Raw genomic sequence first — 21,047 nt, 5'->3', positions numbered from 1 at the left:
ATAAACGCTTGGTCGATGAAGAGAATTTTGCCGAGCAGCATTCCGTCCCGCGCGCCCGTAGCGCTCGCCGCCTGCATCACTGCAGGCGCAGTCCTGGGCATTGCCACGATGAGCTGCGCCGAGACCACGCCTTGGGCGAGCAACGAGGGCGGCCGGATGCGGGTGGTGGCGATGCCGCCCGAGCCCGACGGCACGGTGCGCGGCGCGCTGCAGATCGAACCGAAGGCCGGCTGGATCACCTATTGGAAGGAGCCGGGCGATGCAGGCATTCCGCCGCAGATGGTGTTTTCCAAGGCAAGCGGCGTGACGCTCAACAGCATGAGCTATCCCGTGCCGAAGCGGATCGACAACGGCAAGCTGCGCGATATTGGCTACGACCATGCGGTCACCCTGCCCTTCGAGCTGAAGATGGAGGATCCCGGCAAGCCGCTGAACCTCGGCGCTTCCGCCTTCGTCGGCCTATGCCGCAATATCTGCATTCCGTTCCAGGCGGAATTCTCGCTGCAGCTCGGTGCCAACAAGGGCACGCCCGTCGAAGAGGCGATGATCCTCAACGCCGCGGCCTCGAAACTCCCGGAACCGCCTTCAGACGATTTCGCCGTCACCTACTACGCGATGACGCAGGGGCGCGACAAGCTGGCCCTGAAGCTGAAATTGCCACCCGAGGCCTCGGCACCGCCGCAGGTGATCGTCACCGGTCCGCAGGGCCACGTGCTCTTCGACGGCGTCAACGGCCGGCGCGACGGCGACGCTTACGCGCTCGACATGCCGGTCGGCAAATTGCCGAAGAATTACGACATCAAGGGCAAGCGCTGGGGCATCCTGGTGATCGCCGGCAACCGCGCCATGGAAACCTCGCTCGCCTTCGAGTGACGTCACGTCCTGTTGATCGGACCTGCCTCCGGCGGCGTGTTGCATTGCGGCCTTTCCCTTGTCTTGCGCCAAGTGCGCTCTATAGTGCGCCGCGAATGGCGGGCCTGAAACAGGCGCTCGCCCAACCGAGGAGAGCCCCATGACGATTGCCATCGGCGACAAACTTCCCCCAGCCAAGTTCAAGGAAAAGACCGCGGACGGTCCGGTGGAGATCACCACCGAACAGCTGTTCGACGGCAAGAAGGTGGTTGTCTTCGCCGTGCCGGGCGCCTTTACGCCCACCTGCACGCTGAACCACCTGCCGGGATATCTCGAAAACCGCGACGCGATCCTCTCCAAGGGGGTCGACGACATTGCCGTTCTCGCCGTCAACGACTGGCACGTGATGGGTGCCTGGGCGACCCAGACCGGCGGCCTCGGCAAGATTCACTTCCTGGCCGACTGGGACGGCGCCTTCACCAAGGCGCTCGGCCTCGACGCCGACCTTTCGGCCGGCGGCCTCGGCATGCGCTCGAAGCGTTATTCGATGCTGGTCGAAAACGGCGTCGTCAAATCGCTCAACGTCGAGGAAAGCCCCGGCCAGGCCACCGTCTCCGGCGCCGCCGCGATGCTGGAACAGCTCTGAGCCATCATTGATTTTGCTTCCAAAGGACGCCTGCGGGCGTCCTTTTTGTTTGCGGCAAAGTTCGGAACTTCGAGCAGGTCTTCCGGTTACGCTCTTGAATAACATCGAGAGGATATCGCAATGGAAAACGCCATGTGGTTATTCGTCGTTGCGGGCGGCGCGACAATTCTGGGACTGGCCCTCGCCTTCGGGATCATCAAGCAGAACCCGGCCAGGGGGATCGGCGCGATCGCCGGCGCATTCATCGTCGCGATTGGCGCTGTGGGACTGGGATATCTGGTTTCCAGCCAGACCGAGACCGCACCGTCCAAACCATCGGATGCGCAAGGCAGCCAATATGAAGCTCCCGCAAGACCTTCCGATCAGAACGCGCTACCGGGGTTGAACCAGCAGAACCGCTGACATTCTCAATCGCGGCCGACGACACCGCGCCTATCCGGCGGTTTGATGGGGGCCTGCACGGCGACGGAGCGCTTTGCTCGGGGGCCCTCCGGCGATCACTGAATATAGACACCCGCCCTCTTTCCGCCATATTCGTTATAACATAACGGTAATGTTATTACATAAATGGCGACAACGATGGCACGACTTCCTCACTCCTCCAGCCTGATCGGCAGTTCGGCCCTTGGCCGCCTCGTCCACGTCGCGCTGCTCCTTGGCCTTCTCTGGCTGGCAATCGCCTGGGCGGCGATGCTTCGGTGAACGCCCTCCTCACGCTCGATAACCTGACGGTCACCTACGACCGCCATCCCGCCGTCCATCACGTCTCGGGTTTCTTCCGGGCAGGCAGCCTGACCGCGATTGCCGGGCCGAACGGCGCCGGCAAATCGACGCTGATGAAGGCGATCATGGGCGAATTGAGGCCGGCGGAAGGGCGGCTGCAACATCAGCTCGTCCGCAGCGATTTCGGCTATCTGCCGCAGGCGGCGGACATCAACCGGCGTTTCCCGATTTCGGTCCTCGATACGGTGCTGCTCGGCGCGTGGCGGCATACGGGAGCCTTCAGGGCGAACGGAGCGAAGGAACATGCCCGAGCGGCCGGGACGCTCGCCGCCGTCGGCCTCCGCGGGTTCGAACGGCGGCCGATCGGCTCGCTATCGGCCGGCCAGTTCCAGCGGGTGCTGTTTGCGCGCCTCCTGCTTCAGAATGCGAAAGTCATCCTGCTCGACGAGCCCTTCACCGCAATCGACGCCCGCACGACACAGGATCTGCTCGACATCGTCGCGCAGTGGCATGGCGAGGGTCGCACCGTGATCGCCGTGCTGCACGACCTCGAGCAGGTTCGGACGCACTTTCCCGAGACCTTGCTTCTCGCCCGCGAATGCATCGCCTGGGGACCGACGGCGGAGGTGATGTCGGCCGGCAATCTGCTCAAGGCGCGGATGATGGCTGAGCGATGGGACGACGACGCAGGGATTTGCGAGAGCCCAAGCGGAAAGGCCCCGAGCAACGGGATTGTCGCATGAGCGCCTATGATGTGCTGATCGCGCCGTTTGCCGATTACGGCTTCATGCGCCGGGCGCTGGTCGCCTGCCTGTGCCTGGCGCTCGGCTCCGGACCGATCGGCGTCTTCCTGATGCTGCGGCGCATGAGCCTGATGGGCGACGCGATGAGCCATGCGGTGTTGCCCGGTGCGGCGATCGGTTATCTCGTCGCCGGCTCGCTGTCGCTGACGGCCATGGGGATCGGCGGGCTGGTTGCGGGACTTTCCGTGGCGCTGCTCTCCGGCATCGTCAGCCGGGCCACAGTGCTGCAGGAAGATGCGAGCTTTGCAAGCTTCTACCTGACCTCGCTGGCCCTGGGCGTGCTGATCGTCTCGCTGCGCGGATCCAATATCGACCTGCTGCACGTGCTGTTCGGCACCATTCTCGCAATCGACGGCCCCGCACTCGTCCTCATCGGCTCGATCACGTCGGTAACGCTCATCGCCCTCGCCCTGGTCTACCGGCCGCTGGTGGCGGAGTGTTTCGATCCGGGCTTCCTGCGCACCGTCGGTGGTCGCGGGCCGGTCTATCACGCGCTGTTCCTGCTGCTCGTGGTGCTGAACATGGTCGCCAGCTTCCAGGCGCTCGGTACGCTGATGGCGGTCGGGCTGATGATGCTGCCGGCGGCGGTGGCGCAGCTCTGGGGCCGCAGCCTGACCGCGATGATAGCTCTTGCCGCCGGCACGGCGGCCGTCTCCGGCTATGTCGGGCTGGTCGCCTCCTATCACCTCGAACTCGCCTCCGGCCCGACGATCATCATGACGGCGGCGGTGATCTACGGCCTTTCCATTCTCTTCTCGCCGTCGGGCTTTGCCCGGCGGCTGTTTCCCAGCCCACATCTGAAGGGCTGATACCGCCGGTCAATCTCAAGGAGACCTCGATGATATCCCGCAGACTGCTTCTCTCCGCCGCCATTCCCGCCCTCATGGCCTTTTCCGCCGTGCCGGCCCTCGCCGACACGCTCAAGGTCGTCGCCTCGTTCACGGTGCTCGGCGATGTCGTCTCCCAAGTGGGCGGCAAACATGTGAAGGTGACGAACCTCGTCGGCCCGAGCGGCGATCCCCATGAATTCGAGCCATCGCCGACGGACGCCCGGAACCTCAAGGCGGCGCAGGTGGCCTTCGTCAGCGGCGAAGGCCTGGAAGGCTGGATGGACCGGCTGATCACCGCCTCGGGCTACAAGGGCAAGCCGGTCGTGGTATCTGAAGGGGTGAACACGCGCACCATGGACGAAGACGGCAAGACGGTGACCGATCCGCATGTCTGGAACAGCCCGGTCAATGTGAAGGTCTGGGTCGCCAATATCGAAAAGGCGCTGTCGGAGGCAGATCCGGTCGATGCGGGCGCCTTCAAGGCAAATGCCGAAGCCTATCTCCAGAAGCTCGACGCGATGAATGCCTACGCGCATTCCAAGTTCGACGCGGTGCCGGCCGACCGCCGCAAGGTGCTGACCAGCCACGATGCCTTCGGTTATTTCGGCCGCGAATACAATGTCAGCTTCCTGGCGCCGCTCGGCCTCTCGACCGAGACCGAAGCCTCAGCCGCCGACGTCGCAAAGCTGATCCAGCAGATCAAGGCGGAAGGCGTAAAGACCTACTTCCTTGAAAACTCCAACGATCCGCGGCTGGTCAAGCAGATCGCCAAGGCGACCGCTGCCCAGCCAGGCGGCGAGCTTTATGTCGAAGCGCTCTCGGATGCCAAGGGGCCGGCGCCGACGTATGAAAAGATGTTCCGCTACAATGTCGACCAGATCGCCGCGGCGATGGCGAAGTCGAGCTGACCCCGCAATAGTAGGCTGCGGGCAAACGCCCGCGGCCTTTGCTCAAACAGCCATGTCGAAAACCAGAAGCCCCGACAGACCGCCGTCCGCAGAGCCGATGATCCGGTCGCCGACAGCTATATGGTCCGGATGGACGAGATAGGCGTCGCGCGCCTCGGGGCTCTCGAAGGTCACGATGAAACCGTCAAGAAAGCCGCCGTTCAGGCCTTCCGGCGAAACGTTCTGGCCGAATTTCACGTCGAGGATGCCGGGCGTGACATCCTTCAGCGCGGCGACAGCATCGTAGATCGACTGCTTGTCGGCCTGCTGGATGGCCGCCTTGAACCGAACGAATACGCAATGCAGGATCATGAGCGGACCTCCACGGGTTGTTGGCGGCAGAATAGTGACTGACGCTGCGAGCGCAACAGCGGCTCACGCGATTTCCAGAAGAAGCGCGCGGTGGTCGGAAACTTCCGGCTCGGCGACCACATCAAAGTTCTCGACCTTCACATCCGGCGTCACCAGCAGATAATCCGCATAACGGCTGTCCTTCGGATACCAGGAGGTGCGGGTGTCGGTGAAGCCGCGGGTGGTGACGAGATCGGTGAGGCCGAGTTTTCCGATAATGGCGAAGGTTTCGCTGCCGGGCAGAAGATTGAGATCGCCGCAGACGACCAGCGGCTCACCCGGCTGCCAGGCCTTTTGGATCAGCGCGACGAGAGCATGGGCTTGAGCCAGCCGGGCCGGCGTATCGCCCTTGCCGGCAAGATCCCGCAGCCCGTGCATCTGCACGATGGTCACCGCCGAGCCTATCTCGTAGCGATGGATACGGACGGCGTGGGCGTTGCGCGAGCGCGGATGCTCGCCCCAGCCGCCGGCCGAAAACTCTCCATGCACGAAACCAAGCTGCTGGCCGATGATGGGCAAAGAACCGCGCACGAACGTGGCAAGGCCGAATTCGGAGCCTACCTCCCGCTCACCCTCGAACAGCGTGCCACGGGCGACCGGAGCGTACATCGCCTCATGGCCGGGCAGAACCGCCTTCACATCCTCATAGAGGCTGGCGCGCTGCGGCAGTTCGAAAGCGCCGTCGCGGTAGACCAGCCAGTCGGCGGCCGCATCCGGCGTGCGGGTGACTTCCTGCAGGCAGAGCACGTCCGGGTCAGCCGTCTTGAGATACTGCATCAGCGGCGCGTGGACTCGGCCGCCCCAGGCGTTGAGGGAGATCAGGCGCAAGGTCATCGCTCGGCGCTCCGGTTATCTCTTCTTGAACGGCGCCATGCCGAGGCGTGCGAGCTCGTCGGCGCGCTCGTTTTCCGGATGGCCGGCATGGCCCTTCACCCAGTGGAGCGTCACCTTGTGCTTGTTGCGCGCTTCCTCAAGCTGCTGCCAGAGCTCGGCATTCTTCACCGGCTTCTTGTCGGCGGTCTTCCAGCCGTTCTTCTTCCAGCCGAAGATCCACTTGGAAATGCCGTCCACCACATATTTGCTGTCGGTGTGAAGGTTGACTTCGCACGGAGTTTTCAGCGCGTTCAGCGCGGAGATCGCCGCCATCAGCTCCATGCGGTTGTTGGTCGTCTCGGCCTCGCCGCCGAACATTTCCTTTTCCGTGTCGCCATAACGCAGGATGGCGCCCCAGCCACCCGGACCGGGATTGCCGGAACAGGCGCCGTCGGTGAAAATCTCTACCTGCTTCATGATGCGGACAGTCTTTCTTCAGTCAGCCCGTATTCGGTGGCCGATGTAATTTGGCGGTGGAAGCGCAGCTTGCGCAGGTATTCGAGCGGGTCCTTCTTGACAACCAGCGCGCCGGCCGGCGTCGTCAGCCAGTCGTAAAGCCGGGTCAGGAAGAACCGCAGCGCCGAACCGCGGGCGAGGATCGGCAGGGCCTCGATTTCGGGCCTCTCGAGGGGGCGGACGCTCTGGTAACCTTCGAGCAGCGCCTGGCCCTTGGTGAGGTTGTAGGCGCCGTCCTTTTCGAAACACCAGGCATTCAGGCAGATCGAGACATCATAGGCGAGCAGGTCGTTGCAGGCGAAATAGAAGTCGATCAGGCCGGACAGCTCGTCGCCGAGGAAGAAGACATTGTCCTGGAAGAGATCCGCGTGGATGACGCCGGCGGCCAGATCCTTCGGCCAGTTCCGGTCCAGGTGACCGAGTTCCGAGGAGATTTCGTCCTGCAGGCCGATTTCGACTTCGTCGGCGCGCTCGGCGGATTTTTCCCAAAGCGTCTTCCAGCCCTCCACGGAAAGCGAGTTCGGGCGTGTCAGCTCGAAATCCTGGCCGGAGAGGTGCATCCGGGCGAGCGCCTTGCCCACCTCGCGGCAATGTTTCGCCTCCGGCTTCCTCAGCCACATGCCTTCGAGGAAGGAGATGAGGGCGGCGGGCCGGCCGGACAGGGTGCCGTAGAGATTTCCGTCGTTGCGCGGCAGGGGCAGCGGGCAGGACAGGCCGCCGGCCGCCAGATGCTGCATCAGGCCGAGGAAAAACGGCAGATCACGCTCGTCCGTCCGCTTTTCGTAGAGCGTCAGGATCAGCGGATCGCGGGTCGTGTGCAACAGGAAGTTCGAATTCTCGACGCCCTCGGCAATCCCCTTGTAGGAGGTCAGCTCGCCGACATCGTATTCCGTCAGGAACTGCTTCAGGTCGTCTTCGGTGATGTCGGTGTAAACGGCCAAGGTGTCATCCCGCTTGATTCTGCCGCGCAGATAGGTGATGGGGCTTTCCTAGCGGCTCGCCCGGCCCTTCGCTAGAGGCCGGGGCGTCCGAACCCGAAATCGGACCACTCTATCGATTTTTCCGGCTTCGCCGGATGGCTCCTCACCCGTTCACCCATGCCATGTCCTCAACCGTCAAAGGCACGCCGCGCAGCTCGCGGTTGACGAGGAAGTTTTCGGTTTCTTCCGCGGTGATCGCGAGCTCGATCTCGGCCTCGAAACGCTCCTTGAAGGCGGCGATGATCTCGTCGACGATGACTTCCGGGGCGGAGGCGCCGGCGGAAAGGCCGAGCGTGCCGATGCGACCGATCTCGTCCCAGTTCAATTCGGAGGCGCGCTGCACCAGGAGGGAGCGCTTGGCCCCTGCTCTCAGCGCCACTTCGACAAGCCGCTTGGAATTCGACGAATTCGGAGCACCGACGACGATGAAAAGGTCGCAGCCGGGCGCGGCTTCCTTGACCGCTTCCTGACGGTTGGTGGTGGCGTAGCAGATGCTGTCGGCGGAAGGCGCCGTGAGGTTCGGGAAACGCTCCTGCAGCTTGGCGATGACGCCTGCGGTGTCGTCCACCGAGAGCGTCGTCTGGGTGACGTAGCCGAGATTGTCCGGATCTTCGGGGACATAGGCTTCCGCGTCGGCGATCGTGTCGATGAGCGACACCGTGCCTGGCGGCAGCTGGCCCATCGTACCGATCACTTCCGGATGGCCGGCATGGCCGATCAGCACCACATGGCGGCCGAGGCGCTGGTGGCGCATCGCCTGCTTGTGGACTTTCGACACCAGCGGGCAGGTCGCGTCGAGATAGAAGAGATTGCGGGCCTCGGCATCCTCGGGCACGGATTTCGGTACGCCATGTGCGGAGAAGACTACCGGCTGCTCGCGATGTTCGGCCGGGATCTCGTCCAGTTCCTCGACGAAAACGGCGCCCTTCGCTTCGAGACCCTCGACCACATAGCGGTTGTGGACGATCTCGTGGCGGACATAGACCGGCGCGCCATAGGCTTTCAGCGCCAGCACGACGATCTGGATCGCCCTGTCGACGCCGGCGCAGAAACCGCGCGGGCCGCAGAGACGAATCTTGAGTGGGCTTTTTTCAGGTATGGATGATGCCATCAAATCAGGACGCCAGGACTGTCAGCACGAGAGCGAAAATGGCCGGACCGCCCTGGATGAACAGGATGCGCGGCTTGACCGACCACGCGCCATATATAGCGGCAATGGTCACGCACACAAGAAAGAAGAGCTTCAATCGGAAGGCCAAGGCGGGATCGCGGCGCCGGCCGTGTCGTCGAAGCGCACGGGAAATCACGCCTGCCCTCCAGGCCTTTAGAGCTCCGAGCGTCTCTTTAAGACATTACGGAAGCGCGTCGTAGCCCGGGCCGAAGCCGGTGAGTTCGATCGGAATGCCGACCCGGTCCTGATCTGCGGATTCGCGCAGAGCAAAGACGGCAGCCTTGCCGGCGCGCAAGATGCGCATCAGTTCCTCGTCGATCTCCACTTCCACATAACAGCCCTCGGAGAAGCAGCGGGTGAAATAGGCGCGGCCGATATTGTTGTTGTCGACATAGAGTTCCATGCCGTCCTTCAGGAGCACGCCGAGCGGCGCGAGGATGCGCAGGATGCGTGCCTTTCGGTCGGCGGTCTTCAGCACCACCACCGACAGGCCGACTTCCGGCCGGTCCTCGGCGATGACGTTCTGCATCAGCGCGCACTGGTCGGCGGAAGCGCCGGCCGGCCGGTCGCAGATGATCGACCATGCGCCATGGTTCTCGCGCACGTTGCCGGGGGGCTGCGCCTGCTGCCCCGGAGGCTGCTGGGCCTGCCCGCCGTTCGGCGCCGGCCGGGGTGCCTGCGGTCCCGGCTTGGCGCCCTGTGCCGGAACGGGGGCCGGCTGGGGTGCAGCGGGCCGCGGGCCGGGTTGCGGCTGCTGCGCGAACGCGGGAAGCGAAACGGCGGCTGCAAGCATCACGGCTAGACCGGCGCAGATCAGGGAGGGACGACCCATGGAAACCTCTGGAAGACGAATCAGTGCGGCTATTCTTGTCGTTCACTAGACGAAATGAAAAGCCCTGACCTCTTTCCAGTGGAGTACGGCGAAAGTGGGACCCGCCAGGCCGCGTGGCCCAGCCGTCACTTTTATCAGGAAAAAGCCGGATTTTGGCCGTCGTACGGTCTATAATGACGCGGCCGGAGGTGTGGAAGGCCTTTGAAATAAGACCTCGGCCCGGTCGAAAAAGCCGGTTACAGCCCCTGATTATCGCGGGATTCCAAGCTTATCCCCGAGGCGCAAAATGCCGCACGGGCTTTTCCCGCCAGATATTGCGGCGGCAGGCAAACTGTGATTGAAGCAGACCATATAGCTTGGATTCTGCGTTCGGTTTGATCGAGATCAGACGCATGGGGAGATATGTAGTGATGAACAGGGCTTTTGCAGTGATGACGGCGCTCATCTGTCTGCTCTTTGCTTCCGCAGGTTTTGCGGACCAGCCGCATCCGTGGCAGATTGACTTCCAGGCGGCAGCAACGCCGATCATGCACCAGATCCGCTGGTTCAACCACTATACGCTGTGGTTCATCGTGCCGACCACGCTTTTGGTTCTGGCCCTGCTGGTCGTCGTCGTCGTGAAGTTCCGCGCCAGCGCCAATCCGGTGCCGTCGCGGACCAGCCACAATACGGCGATCGAGATCATCTGGACGCTTGGCCCGGTTCTCATCCTCTTCTTCCTCGCCATTCCCTCCTTCAATCTCCTGAATGCCCAGCTCGAAATTCCGGAATCGGACATGACGGTCAAGGCCACCGCCACCCAGTGGCAGTGGAACTATGAATATGAAGGCACGCCGGCGCCGGTGGCCTTCGACAGCTTCATGCTGAAGGAACAGGACCGCGCCGCCGCCGGCAAGACAGATCCTGCCGTCTATCCGCGTCTTCTGGCCGTCGACAACGAAATGATCATCCCGGTCAACAAGACCGTGCGCGTGCTGGTGACCGCCGCTCCGTCCGACGTCATCCACGCCTTCGCAATGCCGGCTTTCGGGCTCAAGATCGACGCCGTTCCGGGCCGCCTGAACGAGACCTGGTTCAAGGCAGAGAAGGAAGGCCTCTATTACGGTCAGTGCTCCGAACTGTGCGGCAAGGACCACGCGTACATGCCGATCGCCATCCGCGTCGTCTCGGAAGACAAGTACAAGACCTGGCTCGCAGCTGCTGCGACCGACCTGCCGGGGGCCTACAAGGCTCTCGTGGCTGCGGTCGACAAGCCTGCCGGCAATTTTGCCGTCGCGGCAAATGAATCCAAGTAATACAGAGGAGTGAGGACAATGGCTGGACATTCCGCTCACGACGATCACGCTCATGCTCGCACCTCTCACGATGATGCGCATGCCCACGACGATCATCATGATCATTCGCACACGCCGACCTTTGCTCAGCGTTGGCTGTTTTCGACCAACCACAAGGACATCGGCACGCTCTACCTGATCTTCGCGATCTTCGCGGGCATCGTCGGCGGGCTTCTCTCCGTCGCCATGCGCATGGAGCTGCAGGAACCGGGCATTCAGATCTTCCATGGTCTGGCCTCGATGGTCTACGGCTTCCAGGGCGACGCCGCGATCGACGGCGGCAAGCACATGTTCAACGTGTTCACCACCGGCCACGCGCTTATCATGATCTTCTTCATGGTCATGCCGGCGATGATCGGCGGTTTCGCCAACTGGATGGTGCCGATCATGATCGGCGCGCCGGACATGGCCTTCCCGCGCCTGAACAACATCTCCTTCTGGCTGATCGTGCCGGCCTTCCTGCTTCTGCTGCTTTCGATGTTCGTCGAAGGTCCTGCGGGCGCTTACGGTGTCGGCGGTGGCTGGACCATGTATCCGCCGCTCGCGACCATGGGGCATCCGGGTCCGGCCGTCGACCTGGCGATCTTCTCGCTGCACGTCGCCGGCGCATCCTCGATCCTCGGTGCGATCAACTTCATCACCACGATCCTCAACATGCGCGCTCCGGGCATGACGCTGCACAAGATGCCGCTGTTTGCCTGGGCCGTGCTGGTCACCGCCTTCCTGCTGCTGCTCTCGCTGCCGGTTCTGGCGGGCGCTATCACCATGCTTCTGACCGACCGCAACTTCGGCACTACCTTCTTCTCGCCGGAAGGCGGCGGTGACCCGATCCTCTACCAGCACCTGTTCTGGTTCTTCGGCCACCCGGAAGTGTACATTCTGATCCTGCCCGGTTTCGGCATCGTCAGCCACATCGTCTCGACCTTCTCCAAGAAGCCGGTCTTCGGTTATCTCGGCATGGCTTACGCCATGGTCGCGATCGGCGCCGTCGGCTTCATCGTCTGGGCCCACCATATGTACACGGTCGGCATGTCGCTTGATGCGCAGCGTTACTTCGTCTTCGCGACGATGGTCATCGCGGTCCCGACAGGCATCAAGATCTTCTCCTGGATCGCCACGATGTGGGGCGGGTCGCTGACCTTCTCGACGCCGATGATCTGGGCGATCGGTTTCATCTTCCTGTTCACCGTCGGCGGCGTCACGGGCGTCCAGCTCGCCAATGCCGGCCTCGACCGCTCGCTGCATGACACCTATTACGTCGTGGCCCACTTCCACTACGTTCTGTCGCTCGGCGCGGTCTTCGCCATCTTCGCGGCCTGGTACTACTGGTTCCCGAAAATGTTCGGCTACATGTACAGCCAGCGGATCGGCAACCTGCATTTCTGGGTCATGTTCATCGGCGTCAACCTGGTGTTCTTCCCCCAGCACTTCCTGGGTCTCGCCGGCATGCCGCGCCGTTACATCGACTATCCGGATGCGTTTGCCGGCTGGAACTATGTTTCCTCCATCGGCTCCTACATCTCCTTCGTCGGCGTTCTGATCTTCCTCTATGGCGTCTGGGAAGCCTTCGCAAAGAAGCGCATCGCCGGCGACAATCCGTGGGGCGAAGGTGCGACCACGCTGGAATGGCAGCTTTCTTCGCCGCCGCCGTACCACCAGTGGGAACAGCTACCGCGCATCAAGTAAGCGCTCGATCCTTGAAAAAGGGCATCGCGGCAACGCGATGCCTTGAAATACCAAGCAGGACGGTTCAATGACGGTTATGGACAATCACGACGCTCTCGGCACCGATGGAGGCTCACGCCTCTCGGAAGCGAGTGCGCGCGATTTCTTCGAGCTCCTGAAGCCGCGGGTGATGTCGCTCGTGGTCTTCACCGCATTCGCCGGTCTCATCCTGGCGCCAGGGCAGATCAATCCGGTCCTCGGCGTGATTTCCATTCTCTGCATCGCCGTCGGCGCCGGTGCCTCCGGGGCGCTGAACATGTGGTATGACGCCGATATCGATGCCGTCATGACCCGCACCGCCAAACGCCCGATCCCGGCCGGTCGCATCCTGCCCCAGGAAGCGCTCGCCTTCGGCTTGACGCTCTCGGTCTTTTCGGTCGTCATCCTCGGTCTTGCGGTCAACTGGTTCTCGGCCGGCCTGCTCGCCTTCACCATCTTTTTCTATGCCGTTGTCTACACGATGTGGCTGAAGCGCTCGACGCCGCAGAACATCGTCATCGGCGGCGCTTCCGGTGCCTTCCCCCCGATGATCGGCTGGGCCTGCGTCACGGGCGGCGTATCGCTCGACAGCATCCTGCTTTTCCTGATCATCTTCCTGTGGACGCCGGCGCATTTCTGGGCACTCGCGCTCTTCAAGATGCGCGATTACGGCTCGGTCGGCGTGCCGATGATGCCGAATGTCGCAGGCGAGGCCTCGACCAAGAACCAGATCATCGTCTATGCGGTCCTGACTGCGCTGATCGCGGTCACCCCCACCCTCACCGGACTTGCCGGCCTCGGTTACGGCATCTTCGCCGCCTTGCTCGGTGCGATCTTCGTCATCTGTTCCATCGCCGTCCGGCGTATGCCCGACGGCGATGAGAAGATGATGCCGGCGAAGAAGATGTTCGCCTATTCGATTTTCTATCTCTTTGCGATCTTCTCGGCCCTGCTGGCCGACCGGCTGCTCGCGGGACTGCCGCACCTCGTGGGAGGTCTGCTGTGAGGGAAAAAATCACGCTCAGCGAAGCCCAGAGGAAGTCCCGCCGCAACCGCAATGTCGCGCTCGGCATCGTTCTCGCCGGGCTCGTGGTCCTCTTCTACATCATGACGCTGGTGAAAATCGGCGGAGTCGGGAACTAGGGTGGAGCGATGACGGACGTCAATCAGAGCGGTCAGGCAAAGCGGGTCAGCAACAGCGCGATCTTCGCCGGCTGCGCCGTTTTCGTGGCCGGCATGGTCGGCGCCGCCTATGCTTCCGTGCCGCTCTACCGGCTGTTCTGCCAGGTCACCGGCTATAACGGCACCACCCAGCGCGTCGAGCAGTATTCCGACAAGATCCTGAACAAGCCTATCCAGGTGACGTTCGACGCCAACATCTCGCCGGGCCTGAACTGGGAGTTCAAGCCCGCCAAGTCGGTCAGTCCGAAGATTGGGGAGACCGTGCAGATCGAATACACTGCGACCAACCGGTCGTCCAAGCCGACGACTGGCAGTGCCGTGTTCAACGTGACACCGATGGAAGCGGGCGCCTATTTCAACAAGGTCGAGTGCTTCTGCTTTACCGAGCAGACGCTGCAGCCTGGCCAGTCGGTTCAGATGCCGGTGGTGTTCTTCGTTGACCCGGAGCTCGCCACGGCCCAAGAGACCAAGAACATCAAGACGATCACCCTGTCCTACACCTTCTATCCGAGCGAGCCGGGCAAACCGGTTGCGGCTCTGCCGGAAGGCCCGAAGGCAGGCGCCCCGAAGACGGGCGCCCAGAACGCAGGCGTGGGGAAACTTTAAGAGGGTTCGCCGGTTTTCCGGCGGAGCAGGCATTCATCCGGGGATTCTGACATGGCCGACGCGCATCAGAAAAATCACGACTACCACATCATCGATCCGAGCCCGTGGCCGATCCTGGCTTCGCTCGGCGCCTTCGTCATGACCTTCGGCGGCGTCGCCTACATGCGCTATCTGAAGGGCGGCGAGTTCCATCTTTTCGGCCTTAACTGGGCGAGCCCATGGTGGTTCTACGGCGGCCTGGCGATCATCATCTACACGATGATCGGCTGGTGGACGGACACGGTCAAGGAAGGCAATTCGGGCGCCCATACGCGCGTCGTCTCGCTGCATCTGCGCTACGGCATGATCATGTTCATCGCTTCGGAAGTGATGTTCTTTGTCGCCTGGTTCTGGGCCTTTTTCGATGCCAGCCTCTACGCCAACGAGGCGATCCAGGCGACCCGCGTCGAGTTCCTCGGCGGTCAGTGGCCGCCGAAGGGCGTCGAGGTGCTCGACCCCTGGCACCTGCCGATCTACAACACGGTCATCCTGCTTCTGTCCGGCACCTGCGTCACCTGGGCTCACCATGCGCTGCTGCACGGCGACCGCAAGGGCCTGATCAGCGGCCTGGCGCTCACCGTCGCACTCGGCATCCTGTTCTCCTGCGTCCAGGCTTACGAGTATATCCACGCTCCGTTCGCGTTCTCGAACTCGATCTACGGCGCGACCTTCTTCATGGCGACCGGCTTCCACGGTTTCCACGTCCTGGTCGGCACGATCTTCCTGGCTGTCTGCCTGCTGCGCGCCATCAACGGCGGTTTCACGCCCACCCAGCATTTCGGCTTCGAAGCCGCCGCCTGGTACTGGCATTTCGTCGACGTGGTGTGGCTGTTCCTGTTCTTCGCCATCTACATCTGGGGTGGCTGGGGCGCACCGCTCGCCCATTGAGCGAGGGGACATGAATTCCGGGAGGGCGGCGACAAGCCGCCCTTCTGCTTTTTGAGGACTGGAACGAATGGCAACCAAGGCTCCCTCGCAAACCGCATCGGATAAAACGCCCGCCCGCGGACGTGGCCGGGTGATCGCGACCGTCGTCGTGGTGCTGGCGGCGCTCGCCATCCTGCTGTCGCTCGGCACCTGGCAGGTGGAGCGGCTGCATTGGAAGGAACGCCTGCTCGCCGATATCGCCCAGCGGCGGGCGGCGGCACCTGTCGCGCTTTCCGATATCGAGGCGATCCGGAAATCCGGCGGCGATATCGAATACCGCCGAGTATCGGTCACCGGCACGTTCGACCATGCCAGGGAGCGACATTTCTTCGCGACCTTCGGAGGCCAGACCGGCTTTTACGTCTACACCCCGATGACGCTTGCCGACGGCCGCATCCTGTTCGTCAACCGCGGTTTCGTGCCCTATGAGATGAAGGACCCGAAAACCCGTACCGCCGGGGAGGTTGCCGACCAGCAGACCGTCATCGGTTATGCGCGGGTACGGCTTGGCGAAAAACCGTCCTCGATCGTCCCGGACAACGATCTCGCCAAGAACATCTTCTACTGGAAGGATCTCGACGCCATGGCCTCGACCACCGGTATCGATGCGTCGAAGGTCGTGCAGTTCTTCGTGGATGCCGATGGCTCGATCGTCAATCCGGGCGGCTGGCCCAAAGGCGGCGTCACCCAGTTCGACCTTCCGAACAGCCACCTCCAATATGCCGTGACCTGGTACGGCCTGGCCGTGGCCCTCGTTGCCGTGGTCGTCGGCATGATCTTCCGCCGCAAACACGCCTGAGCCCGCAGGATAGGCTTGCTTCGGCCCCTCCCCGGACCTACATCGGTTGGAACAGAGCGCGCGTCTTCATAGGGCAGCGCCGAAGGAGCACCCATGAACACCGACCTTCTCAACCTTTTCGACTGCGACGAGACCAAGCTGCGCTCGATCCTCTCAGAGGTGCTTACCGGCGCCGATGACGGCGAGCTTTTCGTGGAACATGCCCAGGCGGAATCGCTGACCTTCGACAACGGCCGCCTGAAGGGCGGTTCGTTCAACACCGACCAAGGGTTCGGGCTGCGCTCGGTCGCCGGCGAAGCGGTTGGTTATGCCCATGCAGGCGAGCTTTCGGCAGCGGCGCTGTCCCGTGCTTCGGATGCGGTGCGTGCCGTCACCGCTGGTTATTCCGGTTCCTACGCTGCCGCTCCCCAGCGCACCAACAAGAAATATTACGGTGACGAGAACCCGATCGGCAGCCCCAGCTTCGAGGAGAAGGTCAAGCTGCTCACCGATATCGACGCCTATCTGCGCTCCAAGGACGACAAGGTACGGCAGGTAACGGCAACGGTGTCCGCAAGCTGGCAGGTGGTCGACATCCTGCGCGCTGATGGCCACCGGGTGCAGGACATCCGCCCGATGACGCGCATCAACATTTCCGTCGTCGTCGGTGACGGCGACCGGCAGGAGAGCGGTTCGTTCGGCACTGGCGGCCGTATCGGCTTCGGCGATTTCGTGACGGAAGGCAACTGGCAGACCGGCGCCGACGAGGCGCTGCGCCAGGCGCTCGTCAACCTGACCGCCATCGACGCTCCGGCCGGCACGATGGATGTCGTGCTCGGCTCCGGCTGGCCGGGCGTGATGCTGCATGAGGCGGTCGGCCACGGGCTGGAAGGCGATTTCAACCGCAAAAAGACCTCGGCCTTTGCCGGACTTCTCGGCGAGATGGTCGCCGCCCCCGGCGTCACGGTCGTCGACGACGGCACGATCGACAACCGCCGCGGCTCGCTCACCATAGACGACGAAGGCACGCCGTCGGCCTACAACGTGCTGATCGAGAACGGCAAACTGGTCGGTTACATGCAGGATCGCCAGAACGCCCGGCTGATGGGCGTCCAACCGACCGGCAACGGCCGCCGCCAGGGTTATGCCTATACGCCGATGCCGCGGATGACCAATACCTACATGCTCGGCGGCGACAAATCGCCCGAAGAAATCATCGCCTCGGTCAAGAAAGGCATCTACGCCGTCTCCTTCGGCGGCGGCCAGGTGGACATCACCTCGGGCAAATTCGTGTTCGGCTGCACCGAAGCCTACATGATCGAGAACGGCAAAATCGGCCCCGCCATCAAGGGCGCCATGCTGATCGGCAACGGCCCGGATGCGATGCGCCGCGTCTCGATGGTCGGCAACGACATGAAGCTCGACACCGGCATCGGCAATTGCGGCAAGGGCGGCCAATGGGTCCCCGTCGGCGTCGGCCAGCCGCATCTGCGAATGGACCAGGTGACGGTGGGCGGGACGAAGGCGTAAAGCGGAGCAATTTGCCTGACGATAGGAGGATCCTTCCCTGCTCGCCTGCCTCGATGTCTACACGCCAAATTGATATCGAACGGAGAGAAATAACCAGTGATTGACGACCTTATGATAACTGTGGCCGTCCTTTATGCTTTGGTGGCCGGGGAAACAGATGGTCGATAGTGCCAGCTCGGAGCATGCCGAGTTCGAATTCTTTCATTCGGTGCGCGTGTTTTATGTTCTCGCCGTCGCCTGCGGCATCGCCTTGTGTTATTGTCTGTTTCAGCTGGTGGAGATCTTTTTTGCTGGCCGTGAGGGTCTCGCACCGCTCACCCGAGCCGCCATCCTCATCCCACTTGTGGTCGGTTGCAGCAGCTTGGCGATGTTTTGCGTGTCCCGGATGAACCTCCAAAAGGCGGTCCTTATTATATCTCCGGCTGGAATCTGGATGCCCGCCACGATGCCGCAATTATTGCCTTGGACGTCGGTCTCGCAAATCATGCTTTTTGGGGAATATGGCTCCCCCAAAAATATCGCGGTGATTTTACGCGACAGCCTCGACCCCGGGACACATCCCCAGGTCACAAAAGTGAGCCCCGGACGCTCAGGCCCTCAGAGCTTGGTACTATCTCCCGCTTTGCTGAGGAATACCAAAACCGACGATCTATTGGTGCTGATGAAACGCTACCACAAAAAGTTTGGCAGGACGCCGGATGCGGATTCAGGCGCCCCAGACCAACCCACTTTTCATTCCTCGGGCTGGACCGGTATCGAGGAATAAGCTGTGCGTCTGGCCATCGTCGCCGGACCCAGCCTTGACACCCTCATCCAAATCCCGGCAGGTGCGGGCTACTCGATCCCATCTGCATACGGCATTTTCCATGGATTCCGCCAACCCGATTTCCGCTTTGCTGGATGCATGGATTCCGGGTCACGGGCCGGCCCAGCTCGTCTTTCTTTTCCTCTCGGCGCTGATCGCCGGGCTGGCGCGCGGGTTTTCCGGGTTTGGCGGCGCGCTGATCTTCGTTCCGCTCGCCGGTGCCGCCGTCGGGCCGAAGATCGCCCCTGCCCTGCTGCTCGTCATCGACGGGGTGACGACGCTCGGCATGGTGCCGGACGGCTGGAAGCGCGCCAACCGCCGCGAGGTGGGCACGATGCTGATCGGGACACTGATCGGCGTGCCGGCCGGAACGACGCTGCTGGCGGTGATCGATCCGACGGCGCTGCGCTGGCTGATCTCGGTCGTTGTGCTCTTTCTGCTGGTCTTCCTGATTTCCGGTTGGCGTTACCATGGCAAACCGAAGACGACGCTGACGATCGGCGTCGGCGCGCTTGCCGGCCTGTTCGGCGGTGCCGCACAACTCTCCGGTCCGCCGGTCGTCGCCTACTGGCTCGGCGGCGCCATCCCGCCGCTCACCGTGCGCGCCAATCTCATCCTCTATTTCGCGCTTGCGACGGTGATCTCCGCCACCGCCTATATCGTCGGTCACCTTTTGACCCTCGACGTCCTTGCACTCGCACTGATCGCCGGGCCGGGTTACGGCCTCGGTGTGCTCGCCGGTTCGAAACTGTTCGGCTTTGCCTCCGAAGGCACCTTTCGGCGCATCTGCTTCACGCTGATCGCCATGGCGGCGATCGTCAGCCTGCCGCTTTTCGACGCGCTGCGGCCCTGAGCAGGATTCAGCACAGCATTATTCAGCAAGGCTTAACCCGTACGGCAGTAGGGTCGCGCACTACGAAGTAACGTGGGCGTGATCGCGGTGGGGAATACCAGGGAGAGGTTTCAGGCGCTTTGGCGCCGGGATGTCAAACGCCGGCTTGTCGCCGGTGGCCTCGACATGGCTGCCGCACTTGCGCGTGCCGGAATGATGCCCAATGCGCGTGGCCACGGCGCCATATTCACGCTCCACCATGTGCGACCGAAACAGAGCCGGTCGCTGCAGCCGAGCGGTCATCTGGAAGTGACGCCGGACTTCCTCGGCGAAGCGATCGAGCGGCTTTCGGCCGAAGGTTACGAATTCATCCCCTTGAGCAACGTGCCGGCACGGCTTGCCGCGCCGACCAAGCAGCCGTTCGCGACCTTCACGCTCGATGACGGCTACCGCAACAATGCCGAATACGCGTTGCCCGTGTTTGCCCGCTACGGCGTGCCCTTCACCATTTTCGTCACCCGCGGATTTGCCGAGCGGACCCATTCGCTCTGGTGGGAGACGGTTGCCGAGCTGCTCGGCCGCGAACGGGAAGTGACGTTCGATTTCGGCGGCGGGTCCGAGGTTCTCGATCTCACTTCCGAGGCCCGCAAGTTCGACGCCTTTGACCGGTTTTCCAGCTATGTCCTGGAGGTCGAGGAATCCACCGCCGTCTCGCGGATCGATGCGCTGGCGAAAAAACATGGCGTTGATCCGCTGAAGATCACCGCCGACCTGACCATGAATGCCGAGGAGCTCCGCTCGGTCGCTGCCCATCCGCTGGCTTCGCTCGGCGCCCACACGACCAGCCACCGGGCCGTCGCCCGGCTTTCGGCGGAAGACGCCGGGGCGGAAATGAAGCAGTCCGCCGACTGGATCGAGGCTTTGACCGGCGAACGGCCGGCCACGATCGCCTATCCCTATGGCAGCCGCGCCGCGGTCTCCGAGCGCGACTGCGCGATTGCCAAGGAACTCGGCTTTTCGGTCGCGGTGACGACGCAGCCCGGCACGCTCTGCGCCAAATCCATGAACCGGCTCACCGGCCTGCCGCGCATCTCGCTCAATGGCTATTACCAGCAGCCGCGCTACGTCTCGGCCCTTGCCTCAGGCATCCCGTTCGCGATCGGGCGGTGAAAGCCACCTCCCCTTTACGGATACATCCGCACCTTTTCCCACGGCCCGTCTGCGACGGCGCGGCGGAATTCGATGCGGTCGTGCAGGCGGAACGGGCGGTCGTGCCAGAACTCGATCGACAGCGGCTTGATGCGGAACCCGGACCAGTGGGGCGGGCGCGGAATGTCGCCGATCGCGTAGCGGGCGGTGTACTCGGCCACCGATTTTTCGAGCGCGAAGCGGGTTTCGAGCGGGCGGGACTGTTTCGACGCCCAGGCGCCGATACGGCTGCCGCGGGGGCGCGAGGCGTAGTAGGCGTCCGCCTCGGCGTCGCTCACAACCTCCACCTCGCCGCGCAGACGAACCTGGCGACGCAGCGATTTCCAATGGAAGCACATCGCCGCCTTTTTCTGACCGAGGATCTCGCGGCCCTTCTGGCTTTCGAAATTGGTATAGAAGACGAAACCGTTTTCGTCATACCCCTTCAACAGGACCATGCGAACGTTCGGCATGCCGTTTTCGTCGACGGTCGCAACCGCAACGGCATTCGGATCGTTGGGTTCTGAGCTCTCGGCATCCTTCAGCCAGGAACCGAAAAGCGCGAAAGGTTCGTTCTCGGCGGTGAAGTCACCAGTTGTTAACCCGCTCTCAGACATATTGAATAAAATACTCCCAATCTTTTGAAAAATGCCCGAGT

26 protein-coding genes are annotated in these 21,047 nt (G+C 62.8%); 18 read left to right on the top strand and 8 right to left on the bottom strand.

The features are described from left to right. The first annotated feature begins 15 nt into the window (after positions 1-15). From C5L10_RS09570 to C5L10_RS09545, 7 genes are all read left to right on the top strand, one after another. On the top strand, positions 16-873 hold the full coding sequence (locus tag C5L10_RS09570; protein WP_245447962.1) for a protein-disulfide reductase DsbD domain-containing protein: 858 nt from the start codon (positions 16-18) through the stop codon (positions 871-873). Positions 874-1,012: 139 nt separating this feature from the next. Beyond that, entirely contained in the window at positions 1,013-1,498 is a 486-nt protein-coding gene (locus tag C5L10_RS09565) for a peroxiredoxin (protein ID WP_105429441.1), read from the top strand. Positions 1,499-1,618: 120 nt separating this feature from the next. Beyond that, positions 1,619-1,900 carry a hypothetical protein gene (locus C5L10_RS09560; RefSeq protein WP_105429440.1) on the top strand — a complete coding sequence of 94 codons (282 nt, stop codon included), beginning with the start codon at positions 1,619-1,621 and terminating at the stop codon, positions 1,898-1,900. 177 nt (positions 1,901-2,077) lie between these two features. Further along, a complete protein-coding gene (locus C5L10_RS34720; RefSeq protein ID WP_256384675.1) occupies positions 2,078-2,200 on the top strand; it encodes a hypothetical protein in 123 nt (40 codons plus the stop codon). Further along, a complete protein-coding gene (locus C5L10_RS09555) occupies positions 2,197-2,964 on the top strand; it encodes a metal ABC transporter ATP-binding protein (protein WP_105429439.1) in 768 nt (255 codons plus the stop codon). Before C5L10_RS34720 ends, C5L10_RS09555 begins: the two co-directional genes overlap by 4 nt. Further along, positions 2,961-3,833, top strand: a complete 873-nt coding sequence (locus C5L10_RS09550; protein WP_046631158.1) for a metal ABC transporter permease — start codon at positions 2,961-2,963, stop codon at positions 3,831-3,833. Before C5L10_RS09555 ends, C5L10_RS09550 begins: the two co-directional genes overlap by 4 nt. A gap of 29 nt (positions 3,834-3,862) precedes the next feature. Further along, positions 3,863-4,762, top strand: coding sequence for a metal ABC transporter solute-binding protein, Zn/Mn family (locus C5L10_RS09545; protein ID WP_105429438.1), 900 nt, complete (start codon positions 3,863-3,865; stop codon positions 4,760-4,762). Positions 4,763-4,804: 42 nt separating this feature from the next. Here C5L10_RS09545 and C5L10_RS09540 read toward each other — a convergent pair whose 3' ends face one another. From C5L10_RS09540 to C5L10_RS09510, 7 genes are all read right to left on the bottom strand, one after another. Further along, positions 4,805-5,113: a Dabb family protein gene (locus tag C5L10_RS09540; RefSeq protein WP_105429437.1), complete on the bottom strand. Its 309-nt coding sequence runs from the start codon at positions 5,111-5,113 to the stop codon at positions 4,805-4,807. A 63-nt stretch (positions 5,114-5,176) separates the two neighbouring features. Further along, entirely contained in the window at positions 5,177-5,986 is an 810-nt protein-coding gene (locus tag C5L10_RS09535) for an endonuclease/exonuclease/phosphatase family protein (protein WP_205837034.1), read from the bottom strand. Between the two features lie 15 nt (positions 5,987-6,001). Beyond that, positions 6,002-6,442 carry a ribonuclease HI gene (gene rnhA, locus C5L10_RS09530; protein ID WP_105429436.1) on the bottom strand — a complete coding sequence of 147 codons (441 nt, stop codon included), beginning with the start codon at positions 6,440-6,442 and terminating at the stop codon, positions 6,002-6,004. Next, complete coding sequence (locus C5L10_RS09525; protein WP_105429435.1) at positions 6,439-7,422, bottom strand: homoserine kinase; 984 nt, start codon at positions 7,420-7,422, stop codon at positions 6,439-6,441. Before C5L10_RS09525 ends, rnhA begins: the two co-directional genes overlap by 4 nt. A 142-nt stretch (positions 7,423-7,564) precedes the next feature. Beyond that, the gene (ispH, locus tag C5L10_RS09520; RefSeq protein WP_046664524.1) at positions 7,565-8,572 is read right to left on the bottom strand and encodes a 4-hydroxy-3-methylbut-2-enyl diphosphate reductase; all 1,008 of its coding nucleotides are present in this window, start codon (positions 8,570-8,572) and stop codon (positions 7,565-7,567) included. Between the two features lie 4 nt (positions 8,573-8,576). Continuing rightward, positions 8,577-8,768, bottom strand: a complete 192-nt coding sequence (locus tag C5L10_RS09515) for a DUF1304 family protein (RefSeq protein WP_245447961.1) — start codon at positions 8,766-8,768, stop codon at positions 8,577-8,579. A 45-nt stretch (positions 8,769-8,813) separates the two neighbouring features. Further along, positions 8,814-9,464 (bottom strand): invasion associated locus B family protein, encoded by a 651-nt coding sequence (locus C5L10_RS09510; RefSeq protein ID WP_105429434.1) that lies wholly within the window; start codon positions 9,462-9,464, stop codon positions 8,814-8,816. A gap of 410 nt (positions 9,465-9,874) precedes the next feature. Here C5L10_RS09510 and coxB point away from each other — a divergent pair, with 410 nt between their 5' ends. From coxB to C5L10_RS09460, 11 genes are all read left to right on the top strand, one after another. Continuing rightward, on the top strand, positions 9,875-10,759 hold the full coding sequence (gene coxB, locus C5L10_RS09505) for a cytochrome c oxidase subunit II (protein WP_105429433.1): 885 nt from the start codon (positions 9,875-9,877) through the stop codon (positions 10,757-10,759). A gap of 18 nt (positions 10,760-10,777) precedes the next feature. Further along, positions 10,778-12,484, top strand: a complete 1,707-nt coding sequence (ctaD, locus tag C5L10_RS09500) for a cytochrome c oxidase subunit I (protein ID WP_046664526.1) — start codon at positions 10,778-10,780, stop codon at positions 12,482-12,484. 67 nt (positions 12,485-12,551) lie between these two features. Further along, positions 12,552-13,508 (top strand): heme o synthase, encoded by a 957-nt coding sequence (locus C5L10_RS09495; protein WP_105429432.1) that lies wholly within the window; start codon positions 12,552-12,554, stop codon positions 13,506-13,508. Beyond that, positions 13,505-13,645, top strand: a complete 141-nt coding sequence (locus tag C5L10_RS33580) for a hypothetical protein (RefSeq protein ID WP_172716962.1) — start codon at positions 13,505-13,507, stop codon at positions 13,643-13,645. The genes C5L10_RS09495 and C5L10_RS33580 overlap by 4 nt, the downstream gene beginning before the upstream one ends. Before the next feature lie 9 nt (positions 13,646-13,654). After that, positions 13,655-14,290 carry a cytochrome c oxidase assembly protein gene (locus C5L10_RS09490; protein ID WP_105429431.1) on the top strand — a complete coding sequence of 212 codons (636 nt, stop codon included), beginning with the start codon at positions 13,655-13,657 and terminating at the stop codon, positions 14,288-14,290. Between the two features lie 51 nt (positions 14,291-14,341). Continuing rightward, entirely contained in the window at positions 14,342-15,217 is an 876-nt protein-coding gene (locus C5L10_RS09485) for a cytochrome c oxidase subunit 3 (protein ID WP_046664530.1), read from the top strand. A 67-nt stretch (positions 15,218-15,284) separates the two neighbouring features. Then, positions 15,285-16,055 carry an SURF1 family protein gene (locus C5L10_RS09480; RefSeq protein WP_205837033.1) on the top strand — a complete coding sequence of 257 codons (771 nt, stop codon included), beginning with the start codon at positions 15,285-15,287 and terminating at the stop codon, positions 16,053-16,055. A 93-nt stretch (positions 16,056-16,148) separates the two neighbouring features. Then, positions 16,149-17,564, top strand: a complete 1,416-nt coding sequence (tldD, locus tag C5L10_RS09475; RefSeq protein ID WP_105429430.1) for a metalloprotease TldD — start codon at positions 16,149-16,151, stop codon at positions 17,562-17,564. A gap of 157 nt (positions 17,565-17,721) precedes the next feature. Further along, on the top strand, positions 17,722-18,330 hold the full coding sequence (locus tag C5L10_RS09470) for a hypothetical protein (RefSeq protein WP_172716961.1): 609 nt from the start codon (positions 17,722-17,724) through the stop codon (positions 18,328-18,330). A 100-nt stretch (positions 18,331-18,430) separates the two neighbouring features. Further along, positions 18,431-19,222: a sulfite exporter TauE/SafE family protein gene (locus C5L10_RS09465; RefSeq protein WP_105429428.1), complete on the top strand. Its 792-nt coding sequence runs from the start codon at positions 18,431-18,433 to the stop codon at positions 19,220-19,222. 165 nt (positions 19,223-19,387) lie between these two features. Then, positions 19,388-20,371, top strand: a complete 984-nt coding sequence (locus C5L10_RS09460; protein ID WP_172716960.1) for a polysaccharide deacetylase family protein — start codon at positions 19,388-19,390, stop codon at positions 20,369-20,371. 14 nt (positions 20,372-20,385) lie between these two features. Here C5L10_RS09460 and pdxH read toward each other — a convergent pair whose 3' ends face one another. Continuing rightward, a complete protein-coding gene (pdxH, locus tag C5L10_RS09455; RefSeq protein WP_105429426.1) occupies positions 20,386-21,006 on the bottom strand; it encodes a pyridoxamine 5'-phosphate oxidase in 621 nt (206 codons plus the stop codon). Positions 21,007-21,047: the final 41 nt, after the last annotated feature.

Source organism: Neorhizobium sp. T6_25 (assembly GCF_002968555.1).
In the GTDB taxonomy this organism is placed as follows: Bacteria; Pseudomonadota; Alphaproteobacteria; order Rhizobiales; family Rhizobiaceae; genus Neorhizobium.
The sequence above is the reverse complement of the archived record's forward strand: the minus strand, read 5'-3'. Positions and strand labels throughout refer to the sequence as shown.